Here is a 16,893-nt window from a genome sequence, read left to right as displayed (position 1 = left end):
GCGGGCTGATCAGAGCGTACCATAAAATAGTGCATGCTTTACGAACTCTTCTCAGTTTGGCTGCCATTATTACCGGTCAATTGAAGCAAAAATGAGAAGTGGTCATCAATCTTGTTGCGCCAATCGTGGTTTTTCGAATCTCTGATTCGCAGAGTAACTCTGCAGACCAAGGACTTATATCAGCCCATGAAGGTCGATCTTGAAAACCATGAGCTCCTCAAGTTCCGGCTCCGGTTGGCGGGATCATCCATGGCAAAGATCGCCCGGTCGCTCGGCATCTCGCAAAGCAGCGTGACCGTGGTGAGCCAAGGCTACCGTCGGTCGCACCGCGTGCAGCGCGAGATCGCGGACCAGCTTGGGACCACGCCGCAGCAGTTCTTTCCCGATCGTTACGAGGCAGAGGAGGGTATGAAAACCGGACACAGCTGACAACGGGATATGAAAAGGGGCCCCTGCTGACACAGGCGCCCCTTTTGGTTGTCGTTTGGTCGCGACACCTCATTCATCCCCCGAGTCGAACAAAAAGTCAACCTGCCGGTCGCGGTGACCAGCAGGGCTGTTCAACACATCCAAAAGGGGGAGATCGCCCCGTCATCGCCGATGACGCGGTGGCGGGCGCACTCCAAACATCATGAACCAGAACCTGATCTATCGCGGGCCAGAACCGAGCCACGCGACCCGCACCATATCGCGCCGATCCCGGGCCAGTCTTCGCGGCGCGATGGTTGTCAAGTTGCCTGGCTTTAGCAGTCCCCGCATTCTCCAGTTCGAAAGCGCGCTGGAATATGCCTTCCTGTGCCTGACCCTGGTGCGTGACGATATCCAGCACATCTGGGACCAGCCGCCAGCCGTGCATTATGCTGGCTGTGATGGCCGGACGGCCAAGCATATCTTCGATTTTCTCGTGACGAAAACGGACGGAGAACGCATCGCCGTGGCGGTGAAGCCGATGCAGCGCGTCATCGCGCGCAACTTTCTGTCCGAGCTGGAGAGGGTGGCCGCAGCGACACCGAAGCAATTTGCCGACCGGGTGATACTGATTACCGATCGGCATCTTGATCGTGCCGCCGCTGCGGCGGCGGCACGCCAGCTAGCCCGGACCCGTCCGGCGTTGACAGAGGTGGCGGCATGACGATCCGGTTCCGTTTCTCCAAATCCGATCTGATCACCACGGCGGGCGTTGCGATGCGCCCGCTGAAGATCGACGACAAGGGTGGGCTGTTCGAGCGTCTAGGCCAACCCGGGATCACCGAACGGCATTCGCATGAAGAGCTGGCCGCCCTCCTGCGCCGGCCGGACACGACCTATGTCGCAGGCTATTTCGATCGCACGGCGCAAGAAATCCGCGGCCGTAAATCCGTTGATGTCGTTAACGAACTGCGCGAGGCCGTGCGTCGGTTGGTGATCTGGCGCAAGGCCTTCTGCGACGCGTTCCTGTACCTGGAATCGCTCGGCTTCATCAACCGCACCCATAAAGGATATGTGAAAGGGCGCGAGAGGCTGGCAGCCGAAATCCAGCGGCGCGTCGGGGAGGGGCCGGCCAGCGGCAGGGCCGTTCGACCAGGCGCCGACATCATCACCCGCCAGCTTCCGGGCAGCCGCACCGCTTTCGAATGGGTGCGGAGCTATGAGCGGGCCGGATATTCAGCGGTGGCGCTGATCCCGGAAACCCATCGCTGTGGCAATCGCAGACCTCGTTGGTGTCATCGTGCTGAGGCCTTGATGAACCAGGTCATCGAAATCTATGCCGACGCGCAACGCCCCAGCAGAACACAGGCCGTTGCCGAAACGCTGGAGCTTTTTTGCCGCGAAAACCGACGGCGGGCTGAGGCTGGCTTGTCCGAACTGGTTGTGCCGTCGCGCCAAACCATCAATCGCCGTCTTGCCCAGGCCGATCCATACTATGTGCATGCCAAGCGATTCGGCACCGCGGCGGCAAATGCCCACTTCACGCTCTACGAGAACGGCCCTGACGTCTGGCAGCCACTGGAACGCGTCGAAATGGACGAGAACCGTCTCGATGTCGTTTCGCTTCTGATTTTGACCGGCATCTGGGATCATCTTCCGCCCGACAGACAGGAGCGGTTCGAGGCTGGGCGCCGGTGGCTATACGTCGCCATCGATTGCGCGACCCGGTGTATTCTCTCCATGCGTCTGGCCGAGACGCCAAACTCGGGTGATGCGATCAAGGCGCTGCGGGATATTTTCGTCGACAAGACGCCGATCGCGCAGGCAGCAGGATGCGAAAGCACCTGGCACCATCATGGTGGTATCGGGACATTGGTGACGGACCAGGGCGGCGCCTTCGTTTCCGACGAATTTCAGGGCACTGTGTCTTCGCTCGGCATCACCGCGCATCTTCCGCCTGCTGGCCTGCCTTGGCTGCGCGGTCATATCGAAACCTTCTTCCGAACCTATGGGCACCAGCTCATGCCCCTGCTGGTCGGCCGGACCTTCTTCGATACCGTCGAGCGCGGCGATTATCCGTCGGAGCAGCTGGCCTGTCTCTGCGACGATGATCTGATCACGGTCCTGCTGACCTATGTCGTCGACATCTATCACAATCAGCCCCACGGATCGCTGGGTGGAGAGACGCCCAATCAGGCGTGGTCGCGCCTGGTCGCCGAACACGGCACGCCCCCGGTTCCCGATGGTCTGGCCTTGCGCAAGGCTTTCGGCAGGCCATTGCAGCGCGCTTTACGCGGCGACGGCGTCCTGTTTGCGGGCCTGACCTACAGCTGCGGGGCATTGCGCGAAGCATTTCTGCACGCGCCGGAACGAAATGTCGAAATCCGCGCCGATCTGCGGGATATGGGTTGGATCGCCGTCAAGGTGGGCGCGACCTGGCATCCTGCCATGGCCAATCAGAGCGGCTTCGACGGTGTCAGCTATGACGAACTTCAGGAAGCCACCCGGACGCTCCGCATCAAACACCGGCGAGACGCTGAACTGGATGCGCCCACGGTCCGCCGGGCGATCCAACGGATTTCAGAAATCAATCGCCGTGCTTTCGCCCTGCGTGAGCTGACACCATTCCATGTCACCGATCTGGACGTGGAGCGCAATCGATCCGCGCTGCATTTCCCCTTACGCTCCGATGCCGAGCGCCTCGGGCATGCCCGACCGTCTTCCGACCCTCTCTCTGACGGCATCCAGATCGTGCCGTGTGCAGGTGGACCATCCGAGAACCCCACTGACCACCATGACCAATCACCGCCCGCGCGTGAACGCCGGAACCGCTGGAGATTCGACGATGAGCAATGACATTATCCACAAAACCGCCGAGAAAGTGGCCGCGCTGCGGGACCATTTCATCCACCACGAGCGATTCGAGCTGCTGGAGGCACGCTTCGCCATGCTGGTTGCCAAGCGCCTGTCCGATCTGGACGCAGGCCGGTCAAGCGAAGCCCACGGGCTCGCCTTGTCGGGCCCGTCGGGGACCGGGAAAAGCGCGGCGATGCACCACCTGCTTGCCGGTGTTGGCCAGCAGCTGTCAACGACCCGCCATTGGGATGCGCCGATCATCAGCCTTCGCGTGCCATCGCCGGCGACGTTGAAATTCGTCGGCTACACCTTGCTGCGCGCTTTGGGCTATCAGATCAGCTCAGAACGGCAGGCCTGGTACATCTGGGATTTGGTCCGGCATCACCTGAAAGAGCGACAGGTGCTGTTCGTTCATCTGGACGAGGCGCAGGATCTTGCCTCGCGCGGCACGAAGCACGAGTTGAATGCCGTGGCCTCGATGCTGAAAACCCTGATGACCGATCCCGACTGGCCAGTCGGGATCATCCTGTCTGGGACGCCGGAGTTGGAGGACATCCTGAACCACGATCCACAACTGGCGCGGCGGATGCAGACGGTGCATTTCAACAGCCTGTCTCCCGTCGCGCATGGCAATGACGTGCTGGATCTCGTGGAGAACTACAGCAAGCGCGCGGGACTGCCGCCAGCCCCCGGCATTGTCGAACTGGCACATGGCGAACGGCTGATCCACGCGGCAGCCAATCAGTTCGGTCTGGTCATCGAATTGACGCTGGCGGCCATCGAACAGGCGTTTCTCAACGGGGCCCGCCAACTGGCATCGCGGGATTTTGCCTGCGCCTATCACCTGCGGACCGCCTGCGACGACTCGTTCAATCCCTTCATTATACCCGATTTTTACCGGGTCGATGCGCGGCAGGTCTTCTCACGGGAGAAACGCTGATGTTCACGGCGACAAAACCACTACCACTGACGGTCCCCACGATTGTGGGGGAATCCGCGACATCCTTCGCCTCCCGCCTGGCTCGACGGAACGGGGTGCCCCGGATGATCGCCTTCTGCTCGGATGTGGGGATCGACTACTTCGCGCTTGTGAACGGCGATCCGGTCGAAATCCAGAGGTTGGCAGTTCTGGGCGATATCGACCCTGTCCCTCTGCAAGCGGCAACACCTTCTCTGATTGAGCCGGGTTGGTTTCGGCTTGGGAACGAACGCATTAAATTCACCGCATTCGCGCGGACCACGCTCAGGATCTGTCCGATGTGCGCTCAGAATCCAGATGACAGGACGGGGATCGTCCATCATGGGATATGGCAACTCGCAGCAATCCGAAGTTGTGAACGGCATGGCTGTCATCTCGTCGCAGTCCCACGGCCTGCGAATGCAAACGACTGCTTCGACCATATCCCCATGGTTGACCATTTTCAGCCCGCAGGCATCGTGATGGTGAAACCCAACCATCTGGAACTCGAAAACTACCTGATCAATCGAATCCAAAACGGCCCCGGAGGGACATGGTTGGATCAGTCCCCCCTCCATGTCGCCGCGCAGGCCTGCGAGATGCTGGGATTGTTGTTGACTATCGGTCCGAAAGCAAAGCGCTCCGAGACCAGGGATCCGCAGTGGGCAGTGGCCGGGAGCGCGGGTCTCCAGGTGTTGCAGGAAGGCCCCAACAGTCTGCGGAAAAAGCTCAGAGCAATACGTGATGCCCATCCCATTGAGGAAAAGTTACACCGGTATCACTACGGCGTGTTCTTTGAATGGCTACGTTATCGCGATGATGACAAAGATTTCGATATTTTCCGAAATATCGTCCGGGATTTCATATTCAAGAACTTCCCGATAGCGACCGGAGCAATTGTATTTGGAAAGCCCTGTCCCGAACAGCAGCTCCATTCTTTCCAGACAGCTGAGAAGGCTTTCGGGATCCCGCACATTCGACTTGGCCGGAAGCTGGCTGAGATGGGAATCGCAAGGCCCGAGTCCGGCGGTAGGTTCTACAAACTGAATAAGTACATCCCCACAGCGGTTCTTAATGGTGTCTGCTCAGAGTTGGCTGCTCTGGTTGGCACCAAGGAAGCCGCTAAAAGCATTGGAATAAATTATACATTGTTTGAAAGGCTGGCCGATCAGGGTCTAATCAAACGCTACTACGAGAGCGATCAGGGAAGCTCATACTACAGTAAGAGAGATGTTGAGGATTTTATCGATAGTCTTAGACAGCTCCTGCGCCACCCTGGTTCCGAAATTGAAACGGTAGACATTTCAACCGCCGCCCGTCTTCGAGGGATAATGACAGCGCATGTAACTGATCATATCCTGACGCACCGAATTACCCTTTATGCCGCTAGCACTCATCCCGTGAGCTTTCGGGAGTTTCGATTGCAACTGAATGATTTGGGTCGACTGAAGGGGCGCCGCCGCGAAAAGATTGTCTCTTCGGCCGAGGTGGCAAGAGCACTGAAGGTTAGTCGGCCGACTGTTTATCGCCTACGTGAAGAAGGTCACCTTCAGGTTGCAACCGAACGCAAAGGTGAATGGGTTCGTCGTGGGCATTACTCAACGCGCGCGTCATTTGAAAAATTCAGAAGCGAAATTATTTCGCTGGAGGAACTGGCGGAGACGTCTGGTCGATCATTGGTTGCGGAGCGCTCTCACCAGATAGGCCATGGGGCATTGCCAATTTCTCTTGGTGGCAAATGCAGCGATATTTTTCGTCGGAATGATGTAGTCTAAACATATGCGCCTGAAGAGAGCTGACTGTGCTCGGCTCTCTTTTTTACCTGGTCAGAGGCAATGTTTTCAGATGATAAAGGCAGACTTTGAGTGTGAATTGATTAATCAGGGTTTGACTTGCTTCGATTATTTTCGGTCGTCGAGGTAGAGGTTCCTGATCCTTGCCAATTCTTTTGTCGTTTCAGGAAGTCCGGCCTTTTGTTTGATAAGGCACACTTCCGGCGCGCACCCCCTCCCTTCAACGATGCCATCCTGTAGCGCAGGCGGCGAGTCCTCCTGCGCAAATAGGGTGGCAAGGTCTCGCGACGGCACACGAGTTGCATGACCGGGCTTCGGTCGCGGCATGGTTAAGGTTCAGGTCAAGGATGTCCTCGACACCATGGTCGGTCCGGCCGAAGTGGGTGTGGCCATGCCCTGCGTTACCGATGAGATGGGCTTCGCACGGCCGGGCGCCGACCGGGATCTTGATGGGCTGCGGCCAGAAGGTCGAGGGAGGCGGCACCCGGCGATTTCGTCAGCCACTCGCAAGGCCCCCGCGCGCGTTCCTGCAACAGGTCCTCCCCTGAACTGCCGCTGGGGGCCGGCTGTGCGGCAGGCAGCGATCCCAGGGGTTGCGCAGGCAGCAGATGCCCGGCAAGGCCCGGCAAGACCCGGCCGGTTCCGACGCATTGCCGGCGTGGCGGCCGCGCTCAGCCCGACAGTGCCGCCGCGTCGAAGCCGCCGTTGCGCCACAGTTCCAGCGCCTGGCTCAGCGCCGGGCCGGGCATGCCGTCCGCCGGGCCCTGAAACAGTCCCGCCCGCGCCAGGCGGCGTTGCAGCGCGCTCAGCGTCTCGGGGTTCCAGTTCCCGCCCTGCTCGGCCAGCTCGCGCAGCAGGCCGCCATCGTCGGACGCGACGCCCAGCAGCAGCTGCACCGCCGCGCGCGAGGGGTCGCGGGGGATGCCGCGCCCCTCGTCCAGCAGCACGGCCGCGGCGCGGTGGCCGCGCGGCTCGCCCTCGCGCGCGGCGCGCTCGAACAGCGTCCGGGCGTCGCCGGGATCGCCGAAGCGGCCCTCTTGCGCCAGCACGCCCAGGTTGAAGGTGGCGATCGGCGACCCGGCCTGCGAGGCCTGCTGCATCAGCGCGATGCCGCGCTGCTGGTCCTGGGCGCGGGGGTTGTCCAGAAGCGTCACCGCCAGGTTGATCGCCGCATCGGCGCTGCCGGCGGCGGCCGCCCTTTCGTAAAGCGCCAGCGCGCCGGCCGGGTCAGGGGCCACGCCGTCCCCGGTTTCCTTCAGCAGCGCCAGGCTGACCATGGCCCGCAGGTCGCCGCGCCCGGCCGCGGTTTCGTAAAGCGCCACCGCCTGGGCGCGCAGGCCGGCCGCCGCCGTCGCCCGTGCCAGCAGCGCGACGTATTTCGCCTGGCGGGGGTGAAGCCGGCTCGCCTCGTCGCAGGCATGCATCGCCTCGACGGCGTTCTGCGCCAGCAGCTCGTAGGAGACGCCGGGCGTGGTCTCGGTCCCGTCGCGCGGATGGGTCGCCAGCAATTCGCAGCGCCGGGCGGGGCCGGGGTCGGCCTGCGCCGAAAGCTCGGCCAGCAGCCGCCGGGCCTCGCCGATATGCGGCCCGTCGGGATAGCTGCGGGCATAGCTTTCCAGCAGCGGCTTCAGCCGGCTGCGCCGCGCCAGATCCCACAGCTGCTCGCCCGCCGCGCCCTCGGCCTCGGGCCCCATGCTGCGCCGCGCCTGGCCCGTGCGTGAGGGATCCTGCGCCAGCAGCGCCAGCACCTCGCCGACATGGCTGCCGTTGGGATAGCGCTGCAGGTAAAGCCGCAGCAGCGCCGGATCGGCGGCGCGGACCGAGACCTGGTAGAACAGCGTCTCGGGCGAGGCGGTGGGCGGGCCGTCGGCAAAGCGGAACCGCCGGGTCAGCGCCGAGGCGTCCCAGGGGATCTGCTGCCCGCCGGTCCGCGCCATCACGTCCTTGCGTACCGCGATCATCATCTCGCCGATGTCCTGGGCGGGGGTGTGGATATGGCTCAGCAGCGCCTCGGTGAAGGTGCCGTTGCGGCCGGCGCCGTCAAAGGCCACCGCGCCGGGCTGGGTGGCATAGGCGATCAGGAAATCCGCGGGGCTGCCGATCCGGGCCAGGCCGCGGCCGGCGCCGGCAAGCCGCAGCGGATTGTCGCCGCAGGCGTCCAGCAGCACGATCTTGACCCCCGGCGCCCCGGCCATCGCCCCCAGCACCTCGTCCAGCGCCACGGTGCGCTCGGTGGCCTGGTCCAGCCGCTCCAGCCGGAAATCCCGCGGCAGCAGATAGTTCCGGTCGGCGACCTGAAAGGCATGGCCGGCATAGTAGAACAGCGCCACCTCGGCGGTCTGCGCCGCCGCGCCGAACTGGCCGATCAGCGCCCGCATCTGCGCCTGGTCGCTGTCCACGCCCAGGATCACCTGGAAGCCCAGGTCGCGCAGCGCCGCGGTCATGTCCTCGGCATCGTTGGCGGGATTGTCCAGCGCCGGCACGCCGCCATAGGCGGCATTGCCGATCACCAGCGCCACCTTGGGCGCCGCCGCGGCCTCGGCGGCCAGGAACAGTGCCGCGACCAGCGCGGCGAGGATGAGGGCGGGCCTAAAGCCCGACCGCGCGCACCAGGACGGCATCGGCTTTCTCGACCGTGGCAAGGATCAGCCCCTCCTGCCGGGCATGGGCGCGGGCCAGTTCGGGGTCTTCGACCCGCAGCAGCGCGATCTGCTTGACGATCTCGGCCCGCGCGCCGGCGATGGCCTGGCTGGCCTCGCGCAGGGCGTCGCCGCGGATGGCGCGGCGCTCGGTATCGCTGCCGGCCGTGGCCAGCCGGTCCATCGCCCGGCTGCGCGCCGCGCCGATCTCGGCGCTGGCCTGGCGCAGGATGGCCGAGACCGTCTGCATCGAGGGCGGCAGTTCCGCCGAAAGCTGGTCCAGCGCGCTGGAATAGCGGTCCAGCGCCCGCGACAGGCAGGCCAGCATGTCCTCGGCCTGGCCCTCGTGCTGGCTGCAGGCGTCGATCATCTGCGACACCTCGTCCGACAGGGCGGCAAGCCGGGCCAGCCCGTCCTCCTGCACGCCGCCGCTGTCTGTGATCAAGGGCGGATCGGTCGGCAGCGTGACCGGAAGGGGCAGGGGGCCGTCCGTCGGGTTCGGCAGCCCGGTCTCCGGCAGGGTGTTCTGCGCGATCGGCAACCCCCTGGCCGTGCCGGGGCTGAGGATCTGCAAGGTGCCGGGGGCATAGGTGATGGCATAGTTCGCCTCGGCCCCCGCCAGCATCCGCGCGTCCGCGGCGGTGATGCCGTAGGCGCCCGGCGGGCTGGCCGCGGCGGCATCGCTGGCCAGCAGGACGTCGGTGATCGCGTCGCCCTGGGCCAGGGTGCCCGCGATCAGCGCCCAGTCCAGCACCGGCGCGGTGCCGAAGCGTGCCGCGGCGTCGCGGGCGCCGATGGTGATGGCGCGCCGCAAGACCTCCAGCGCGCCCTCGGCATAGGTGATGATGTAATTGCCGGTCGCATCGCCGCCCGCGCCCTCGATCCGGGCGCCGCCGGCGCCGATGACATAGGGCGAGCCGGCGACCCAGGCCCCGGCCGCCGCGCCTTCGCTGGCCAGGTCCAGCGCGGCCAGCCGGTCGTCATAGCGCAGGCCCGTCGCGGTGGCGTCCCCGACCAGCAGCCGGCGCTCTTCGCCATAGGTCTTGCTCAGGTCGTTGGCCGAGACGGTCAGCAGCGCGCGGTTGATGGTCAGGCTCGCCGCCGAGGCGATGATGCGATAGCCGGTCCCGTCGGCCGAGGTGACGCTGCCCGCCGTCTGGATGGGATAGGTTCCGGCATTGCGCACGCCCGCCGGCAGGCCGAAGATCCCCGCGACCAGGGGCTGGTCGCCGAACAGGTAGCGGCCCAGCCCATGCACCGTGCCGTCGGGCGTGGGCAGGGCGTCGCCATAGGTCGCCGACAGCGGCGCGGGTTCGGCCCAAAGCACCGGGTCGATGCTGTAGAGCTGCGGATAGGCGCCATTGCCGCCCGGCGCCCAGGTGGTGGTGAAGCTCCAGCCCGTCGCGCGGGCCATGAAGCCCGCCGTGTCCTGCAACTGCGCCGTGGTCAGCCCGCTGCCGCCGGCGGATTGCTGCTGCCCGCTGGCCTGGCGGTCCCAGAACGAGGCGGCGGTGCTGCCGGTGCCCTCGCCCTCGTCATTGGCCCCGACCAGCCCGCCGGTGCGCAGCAGGCCCGCCGCGGCCGTGGAACTGATCCGGCCCGCCGCATGGGTCCGCGCGATGCTGCCGGCGTTCGAGCCGACCAGCCCGCCGATGGTCGCGGGCAGGTTGCCGGAATAGGTCACGGGGGCCAGCGCATAGGCGTCGGCGATGCTTCCGTCGTTCCACCCCGCCAGCCCGCCCAGGGCCGAGCGCGGGCCGTCCAGCGCCTCGGTGCCGTCCAGCGCGACCTCCAGGCTGCCCGAGGCGCGGGCGCGGGCGATGGTGCCCGGGTTCCAGCCGACCAGCCCGCCCGCCGCCGTCACCGCATTGCCCCTGACGCTGACGGCATTGTCGGCAAAGGCATCGGCGATCTCGCCCTCGTTCGCGCCGGCCAGGCCGCCGATCTCGGCGATGCTGTCGCCCTCGGGCAGGCCGGACAGGACAAGGCCCAGCCCGCCCAGGGCATAGGCGGCGCCGATGGTGCCCTCGTTCACGCCGACCAGCCCGCCGGCCCGGACATAGCCCGCGGTGTCGAGGTCCATGGCAACGTCGCTCCAGGCGTCCGAGATGGCGCCGCTGCTGGTGCCGGCCAGGCCGCCCAGGGCCAGCAGGCGGATGGTCTCGACATCGTCCTGCGACAGGGTGATGCCGCCGCTGGCCGAGACCCCGGACAGGTCCGCCGCGTTCTCGCCCACCAGCCCGCCGATGATCCAGTTGCCGTTGCCGGTCTGGGAGATCTGCGCGGCGGCGGTGGAATCGGCGATGCTGTCGCCCTCCTGGGTCAGCCCGACCAGCCCGCCGATCCGCGAGGCGGGGGCGAAGCCTTCGCTGTTGTCCTCGGACCCGTCGAAGCCGGAATCGATGCTGCCGGCATAGCGGCTGCCGGTGATCGTCATCCCGCCCAGCGATTGCCCGACAAGGCCGCCGGCCAGGACCACGTCGCCCCAGCCGTCCGCCTCGCCCGCAAGCGCCAGGGCGACGCGGGATTCCGCATCGGCGATGCGGCCGTCGCCGAACAGCCCGGCCAGGCCGCCAAAGCTGGCGCTGCTGACCGAATCCTCGCCCATCTCGGCCGCGATCCGGCCAGTGACCAGCACGTTCTCGATCACGTTGGGCGCGCTGCCCGCCTGCGTCTCGCCGACCAGCCCGCCGGCGACGGGGGCGAAGCTTTGCCGCGCCTCCAGCGCGATGTCCAGCAGGCGCAGGTTCTGGATCGTGGCGCCGGCGATGATGCCGAAAAGCCCGCCCGGCCCCGAGGAGACCACCTGCGCCAGCCCGCTGATCGCATGGCGCCCGCCCGCCGCCGTGGCACCATCGAGGCTGCCCGAGAAGGGGGTGCCGCGGCCGCCGATGGGCCGGAACCCTTCGCCCAGGTTCCAGCCGGCCGTGCCCGATGCGGCGATGTCGGCCCCCAGCGCGTAATGCGCCCCGGCATAGCCGGTCGAGCCGATGCCCTGAAGCCCATAGGCATCGGTGACGACATAGCGGCTGGCGGCGGTCCCGGTGCCGCCCGTCGCCCGCAGGAAGCCCGCCGTGTCGGAAAGCGCGAAGTCGCGCGCCGCAAAGCCCGGCAGCGTGGCCGCGACCTGCCGCCATTGCGAGGCGCCGTTCAGGCGGAAGCTGTCCACCGAGACGCCCGCCGCCGCCGTGACCAGCGGCGCTTGCAGGTTCAGCACCCCGGCCGGCCCCTGCACCGGCGCGTTCAGCGCGATGCCTTCGCCCGCCGCCAGGTTCAGCGCCGTCGCGCCGCTCCAACTCAGCGCGCCCAGGGAGGTAAGGTCGGCGCCGGCGGTCAGCGACAGCTGGCCCGGCCCGCTCCAGCTCATCGCCGCATTGACCAGCAGGTCGTTGTCGGCGCGCAGGTCCAGATGGCTGGCCGCGCCGGCGGCAAAGGTCAGGGTCATCGGCGTATCGACGACCAGGTCGCCGGCATCGTCGCCCTCGCCCGCGGTCGAGAGGATATAGTGGCCGGGGTCCAGCAACATGCCATAGATGTCCGTCACCAGCACATGCGTCGGATCGTCGGGGTCAAAGGTCTCCTCGTCGACGATGCGCAGGTTCTGCGGGTCGAACAGCACCGTCCCCGGCCGGCCGCGGGGGGCCGAGACCCGCACGTCGGAGCTGCGGATCGCCAGGGCGCCATGGCTGGAGATCTCGGCAAAGCCGCCGTCGCCGCCCATGTCGCCGCCGCGCGCCGACACGCCGCCGGCCAAGCGGGTATGCTCGTCGGACCAGACGATGATCCGCCCGCCATCGGCACGGCCGATCCCGTCGGCCAGCAGCCGCGTGCCGGCGTCCAGCGTGGTGCGGCGCGCCCGTGGCAGGCCGGCCCCGCCGCGATAATCGCCGCCGACGCGGATCAGCCCGCCGCCGCCGGTGCCGCTGGCATCCAGCACCGCGCCCTCCAGCGCGATCTCGGCGCCGGTGACGGTGATGCTGCCGCCGCGCTCGGGCCGCGCCGCCGGCCGCGCGGCGCTGACCGGAGGGGCCGCGGCGCGCCGGCCGCCGCTGGCATCGACCCGGCCGGCGATGCGCACCCGGCCGCCGTCGCCGCCGCCCAGCACCACCCGCCCCGAGCGGCCCGAGACGGTGCGCGCCTCGGTCACGCCGGTCAGGTTGATCGCATGGCGCGCGGCATGGCGCGCCGTCGCCGCCTCGATCTCGATCACGCCGCCATCGGCCGAGATGCGGCCGTTCTGCCGGACCAGCGCCATGGCGTCGCCGTCCTCGGCCGGGGGCAGGGCCACCGACAGGAAGTCGTCGCCCGAAAGGTTCAGCACCGCCCGCCGCCCCGCGCCCAGCCCCACCGTGCCCAGCGGCACGCGGATCGTGCCGCTGTTGGCGACCCGCCCGCCCAAGAGCGCGGCATAGCCGCCGGGGATGATGTCGATGCGGCCGCGATTCTCGACGCTGCCGGGCCGGTCGCCGGAAAAGCGCAGCCGGCCGGCGGTGAAATCCTCGTTCGAGATGTCCAGCGTCGAGCCGACGAAGCCCGCGGTGGCGATGCGCCCCTCGCGCCCGACCAGGATGCCGTTGCGGTTGACGACGAAGACCTGGCCGTTCGCGCCCAGGAAGCCGTCGATCCGGGTCGGGCTGTCGCCGGTCACGCGGTTCAGCAGCGCCGCATCGCGCCCCGGCTGATGCACCCGGACCGAGCCGCCGGCGCCGATGCTGAAGCTGGTCCAGTCGATGATGGCGCGGTCGCTTTGCTGGTCGACCCGCATGGCGCCGGGGTTCGGCGTGGTGACGCTGGCGCTGCCGCCGACCACGTTCGGCCCGCTGGGCAGGGTCTGCGCCGCCAGCGATCCCGGCACCAGCGCGCTGCACATGAGCAGCGCCGCCCAAAGCCGGCGGCCGGGGCTAGAAGCGATAGGTGCTGACGATCGTGAAACGCGAGGGATCTTCCTGGCCATCGTCCCTGTTCCCTTTGCCGTATTCCAACCTGATGAGCGCCGAGGAATAGCTGGGATCGCGGATCAGCCGCAGATCGACGCCGATGCCGAACGAGCTGGCCTCGATGCGCGCAGCCTCGTCGGCGGTGGGATTCTCCAGATGGACCGCGCCCATGGCGGCAAAGACATAGGGGCTGACCACCAGCGGATGCCCGAAGCCCTGCGCCGGGAAATGCCGCGCCACCTCGCCGCGCAGGAACCAGCCGGAATCGCCCGAAAGGCTGCCCAGGTCAAAGGCCGACAGCCCCTCGGTCGAGGCGATGCCGAATTGCTCGCTCGACAGCAGCGGGTCGCCGAAGGCGCTCTGCGCCTGCCCCGACAGCGCCATGCTCCAGTCCTGGCGAAAGTCGCGGTCGTAGCGGAAGGACAGCTCCAGCTTGCGGAAATCCGCATCCGCGCCGGCCCGTGACAGGGGCTCGGCCGGTGTCGCCTCGGCGGCGCTGCGCGCGCCCAGGGCGTCCAGCCCCACCGACAGGACGGCTGCCATGCGCAGCGCGCTTTGGTCGGAAAGCTGCCAGTTGCCCTCGCCGGTCAGGCGCAGGACGCGGGTGCGGTCCTTGTAGATCCCGAAATCGCCGGCGCCGGTTTCCAGATCCTGCCGGTCGCGTTGCAGGTCCAGCGCCGCCGTGACCGAGATGTTGCGCTTGACCGAGCGCACCACCGGATAGAACAGCCGCAAAGACAGCCGGTCGAAATCCGAGGCCGTGGCCACGTCGCCGCTGTCCGGCCCGGCCTTGGAACTGGCCGCCTCGATCCCGAAGGTCAGCCCGTCGTTGCCCAGCGGAAACACCGCGCCGCCCGCCAGCGTGCGCAATTGCGGCCGGTCGTCCAGATAGCCCCGCTCGCCCAGCTTGGGATGGCCCGAGGCGCGCAGGTAGAACACCTCGCCCCGGCCGAGTTGGTTGTTCAGCTCGACCCCGGCGCTGAGGTTCCACCGCCCCAGCTCGCGCGAGAAGCTGTTGTCCAGCCCGACGAAGCCGGTAATCGTGCGGAATTGCGGGTTCAGGATGATGACCGTGCCGCCGGGCCGGGCGCCGGTGGACAGCGCCGATCCCAGCGCGACGCCGAACATGTCGCCCGCCAGCAGCAGCCGCCGCTCGATGTCGGGCAGGCGCAGGGTGGGGCGGTCGACCAGCGGCGCGGTCACGGCGTCCAGCCGGGCGCGCAGGCCGGGGGGTGCGGCGCTGGTGTCGATCTTCTCGACAAAGCCGTTGACCACGGTCAGGCGCAGCGGGCCGCCATCCTCCAGCGTCTGCGCCGGGATGACCACGCGCGCCAGCACATAGCCGTCGCGCACGAAGCCCGCCTCCAGGTCCGAGGCGGCGGCGAAGATCTCGGACACCGCGATCCGCTTGCCGGTCAGGCGCTGGCGCAGCGCGGCGATGCGGGCTTCGCTGCCGGGCAGGGCGCCCTCGACCCGGACATCGGCCAGCTGGATCGACAGCCGCTCGGCGCCCTCGGGCGCGGCCAGCCCCGGCGAGCCGCTGAACACCACCGCGCCGGTCAGCCGCTGCATCGGCGGCTGGTAGCTGTCCTGGGTGATCTGGCTTGCGGTCGGGATCCCTGTCTGGCCCTGCGCCGGCCCCGCCAGCAGGGCCGCCGCGGCAAGCGCCGCGATCCAGCCTGCCGGGCGGGCGAAGGGGCGTGGCCGGCGGATGCCGCGTCTTGCAGATGTCACGTTCCTGCCTCCCCCGAACGATGCGGCGGCAGGGATGCCGCCCCGGTTTCGTCAGCCCGTCGAAAGCGTTCTTCTTATCGGTATCCAGCCGCTGCCGGGGCGGCCCGTCGCGTCAACTCAATGCCTGGAACTCGACCCGGCGATTCTCGGCCGCCGCCGGGTCGGCGGGATTGGCCAGGAAGCGCTTGCCCATGCCAAGCGCCTCCAGCCGCGCTGCGGCGATGCCGCAATCCTGGACCAGCCAGCGGCGCACCTCTTCGGCGCGCAGCTTCGAAAGCGTCTCGTTATAGCTGTCCGAGCCCTTGGCGTCGGTATGGCCGACGATGCGGAACAGCGCCACGTCCGACTGCCGCATGGCCCCGCACATCTTTTCCAGCAGCGGGTGCTGGTCGGGCGCGATGCTGGCGGAATCGAAGGCGAAGCGGATGGCGATATTGACCTGAAGCTCGGGCGCGAACTCGCCGAAGACCACGGTGCCGCCCTCTGCCGGCGCCTCGGCCCCTGCCGGCTCGCCGCCCTGGGGGACGGCGATCATGTCCAGCCCGCGCGTCTTCTGGCCCTGGACGGTGGCGCGATACATCTCGCGCTGGGCCTCGAAGCGTTGCAGGATCTGTTCTTCGGTCAAGTCCTGCCCCTGGGCGGAACCGACCAGAAGGCAAATACCGGACAATATGGCCAAGCCGGTCCGCAGCACGGGAATCACCATAAAAAAACTGCATCCCTGAAAGATTATTTTACGCTAAACTAAAGATGTTTTCAATTCTTGCGCGATTGTTCGGGATGAGGCTGCCTTGCCCGCAAAGGATCACCCGGTGAACGGTCCCACCACCCGGCGCGGCCTGTCGGTCAGGGGCGCGGGGCTGACCCATCGCGGCACGGTGCGCGACCAGAACGAGGATGCGATCCTGGTCGATCCCTCGGGCCGGGTCTGGGCGGTGGCCGACGGCATGGGCGGGCACCGGCTGGGCGGCTATGCCGCGGACCGGGTGATCGACGCGCTCGAGACGGTCGCCGACGGCGAAGACCCCGCCGCCGCGCTGGCCGCGCGCTTTGCCGCGGCCGATGCGCTGATCGCGGCGCGCGGCCGCAGCGAGGGCGCGGTGATCGGCGCCACCGCCGTCGCGGCAGTGATCCGGCGCGGGCGACTGACGCTGGCCTGGGCTGGGGACGCGCGGGCCTATCTGCTGCGCGAGGACCGGCTGGCGCGGCTGACCCGCGACCATTCGCTGGTGCAGGAACTGGTCGATGCCGGCAAGCTGGCGCCCGAGGCGGCGCGCGACCACCCCCAGGCCAATATCGTCACCCGCGCCGTGGGGGCGGGGGCGGCGCCGGAACTGGCGGCGCTGGACCTGGCGGCGGGGGACCGGCTGCTGCTTTGCTCGGACGGGCTGACGCATGTGCTGGCCGATGCCGCGCTGGCCCAGGCGCTGCGCGAGACCCGGCCCGGCACGGCGCTGGCCGCCGGCACGCCCGCCGATGCCGCCTGTGCCCGGCTGTTGCAGCAGACGCTGGCGGCGGGGGCGCCGGACAATGTCTCGGTCATCGTGGTCGACATCGGGCCGGGCTGA

Annotated in this window: 10 protein-coding genes; 6 read left to right on the top strand and 4 right to left on the bottom strand. The window is 67.5% G+C overall.

All coding sequences use genetic code 11. The annotated features are described in order from the left end of the window. Window positions 1-186 precede the first annotated feature (186 nt). From E3U25_RS18380 to E3U25_RS18360, 5 genes are all read left to right on the top strand, one after another. On the top strand, window positions 187-429 hold the full coding sequence (locus E3U25_RS18380) for a helix-turn-helix domain-containing protein (protein ID WP_114536302.1): 243 nt from the start codon (window positions 187-189) through the stop codon (window positions 427-429). Window positions 430-631: 202 nt separating this feature from the next. Beyond that, entirely contained in the window at window positions 632-1,132 is a 501-nt protein-coding gene (locus tag E3U25_RS18375) for a Tn7 transposase TnsA N-terminal domain-containing protein (protein WP_244295159.1), read from the top strand. Further along, window positions 1,129-3,264, top strand: coding sequence for a DDE-type integrase/transposase/recombinase (locus E3U25_RS18370; RefSeq protein WP_116221945.1), 2,136 nt, complete (start codon window positions 1,129-1,131; stop codon window positions 3,262-3,264). The genes E3U25_RS18375 and E3U25_RS18370 overlap by 4 nt, the downstream gene beginning before the upstream one ends. Continuing rightward, complete coding sequence (locus tag E3U25_RS18365) at window positions 3,254-4,204, top strand: TniB family NTP-binding protein (RefSeq protein WP_166435528.1); 951 nt, start codon at window positions 3,254-3,256, stop codon at window positions 4,202-4,204. Before E3U25_RS18370 ends, E3U25_RS18365 begins: the two co-directional genes overlap by 11 nt. Beyond that, a complete protein-coding gene (locus E3U25_RS18360; RefSeq protein WP_116221947.1) occupies window positions 4,204-5,997 on the top strand; it encodes a TniQ family protein in 1,794 nt (597 codons plus the stop codon). Before E3U25_RS18365 ends, E3U25_RS18360 begins: the two co-directional genes overlap by 1 nt. Window positions 5,998-6,686: 689 nt before the next feature. Here the strand turns inward: E3U25_RS18360 and E3U25_RS18350 are convergent. From E3U25_RS18350 to E3U25_RS18335, 4 genes are all read right to left on the bottom strand, one after another. Further along, the gene (locus E3U25_RS18350) at window positions 6,687-8,636 is read right to left on the bottom strand and encodes a caspase family protein (RefSeq protein WP_116221948.1); all 1,950 of its coding nucleotides are present in this window, start codon (window positions 8,634-8,636) and stop codon (window positions 6,687-6,689) included. Then, window positions 8,605-13,524 carry a two-partner secretion domain-containing protein gene (locus tag E3U25_RS18345; RefSeq protein ID WP_166435529.1) on the bottom strand — a complete coding sequence of 1,640 codons (4,920 nt, stop codon included), beginning with the start codon at window positions 13,522-13,524 and terminating at the stop codon, window positions 8,605-8,607. The genes E3U25_RS18350 and E3U25_RS18345 overlap by 32 nt, the downstream gene beginning before the upstream one ends. Before the next feature lie 31 nt (window positions 13,525-13,555). Further along, window positions 13,556-15,325 (bottom strand): ShlB/FhaC/HecB family hemolysin secretion/activation protein, encoded by a 1,770-nt coding sequence (locus E3U25_RS18340; RefSeq protein ID WP_116221950.1) that lies wholly within the window; start codon window positions 15,323-15,325, stop codon window positions 13,556-13,558. Window positions 15,326-15,437: 112 nt separating this feature from the next. Next, window positions 15,438-15,950, bottom strand: a complete 513-nt coding sequence (locus E3U25_RS18335) for an OmpA family protein (RefSeq protein ID WP_166435530.1) — start codon at window positions 15,948-15,950, stop codon at window positions 15,438-15,440. A gap of 187 nt (window positions 15,951-16,137) precedes the next feature. Here E3U25_RS18335 and E3U25_RS18330 point away from each other — a divergent pair, with 187 nt between their 5' ends. Continuing rightward, window positions 16,138-16,893: a PP2C family protein-serine/threonine phosphatase gene (locus tag E3U25_RS18330; RefSeq protein WP_116222422.1), complete on the top strand. Its 756-nt coding sequence runs from the start codon at window positions 16,138-16,140 to the stop codon at window positions 16,891-16,893.

This window comes from Paracoccus versutus (assembly GCF_029909795.1).
GTDB classification, from domain to species: Bacteria; Pseudomonadota; Alphaproteobacteria; order Rhodobacterales; family Rhodobacteraceae; genus Paracoccus; species Paracoccus versutus.
Note: the sequence above shows the minus strand (reverse complement) of the source record. Positions and strands in the feature narration are given on the sequence as shown.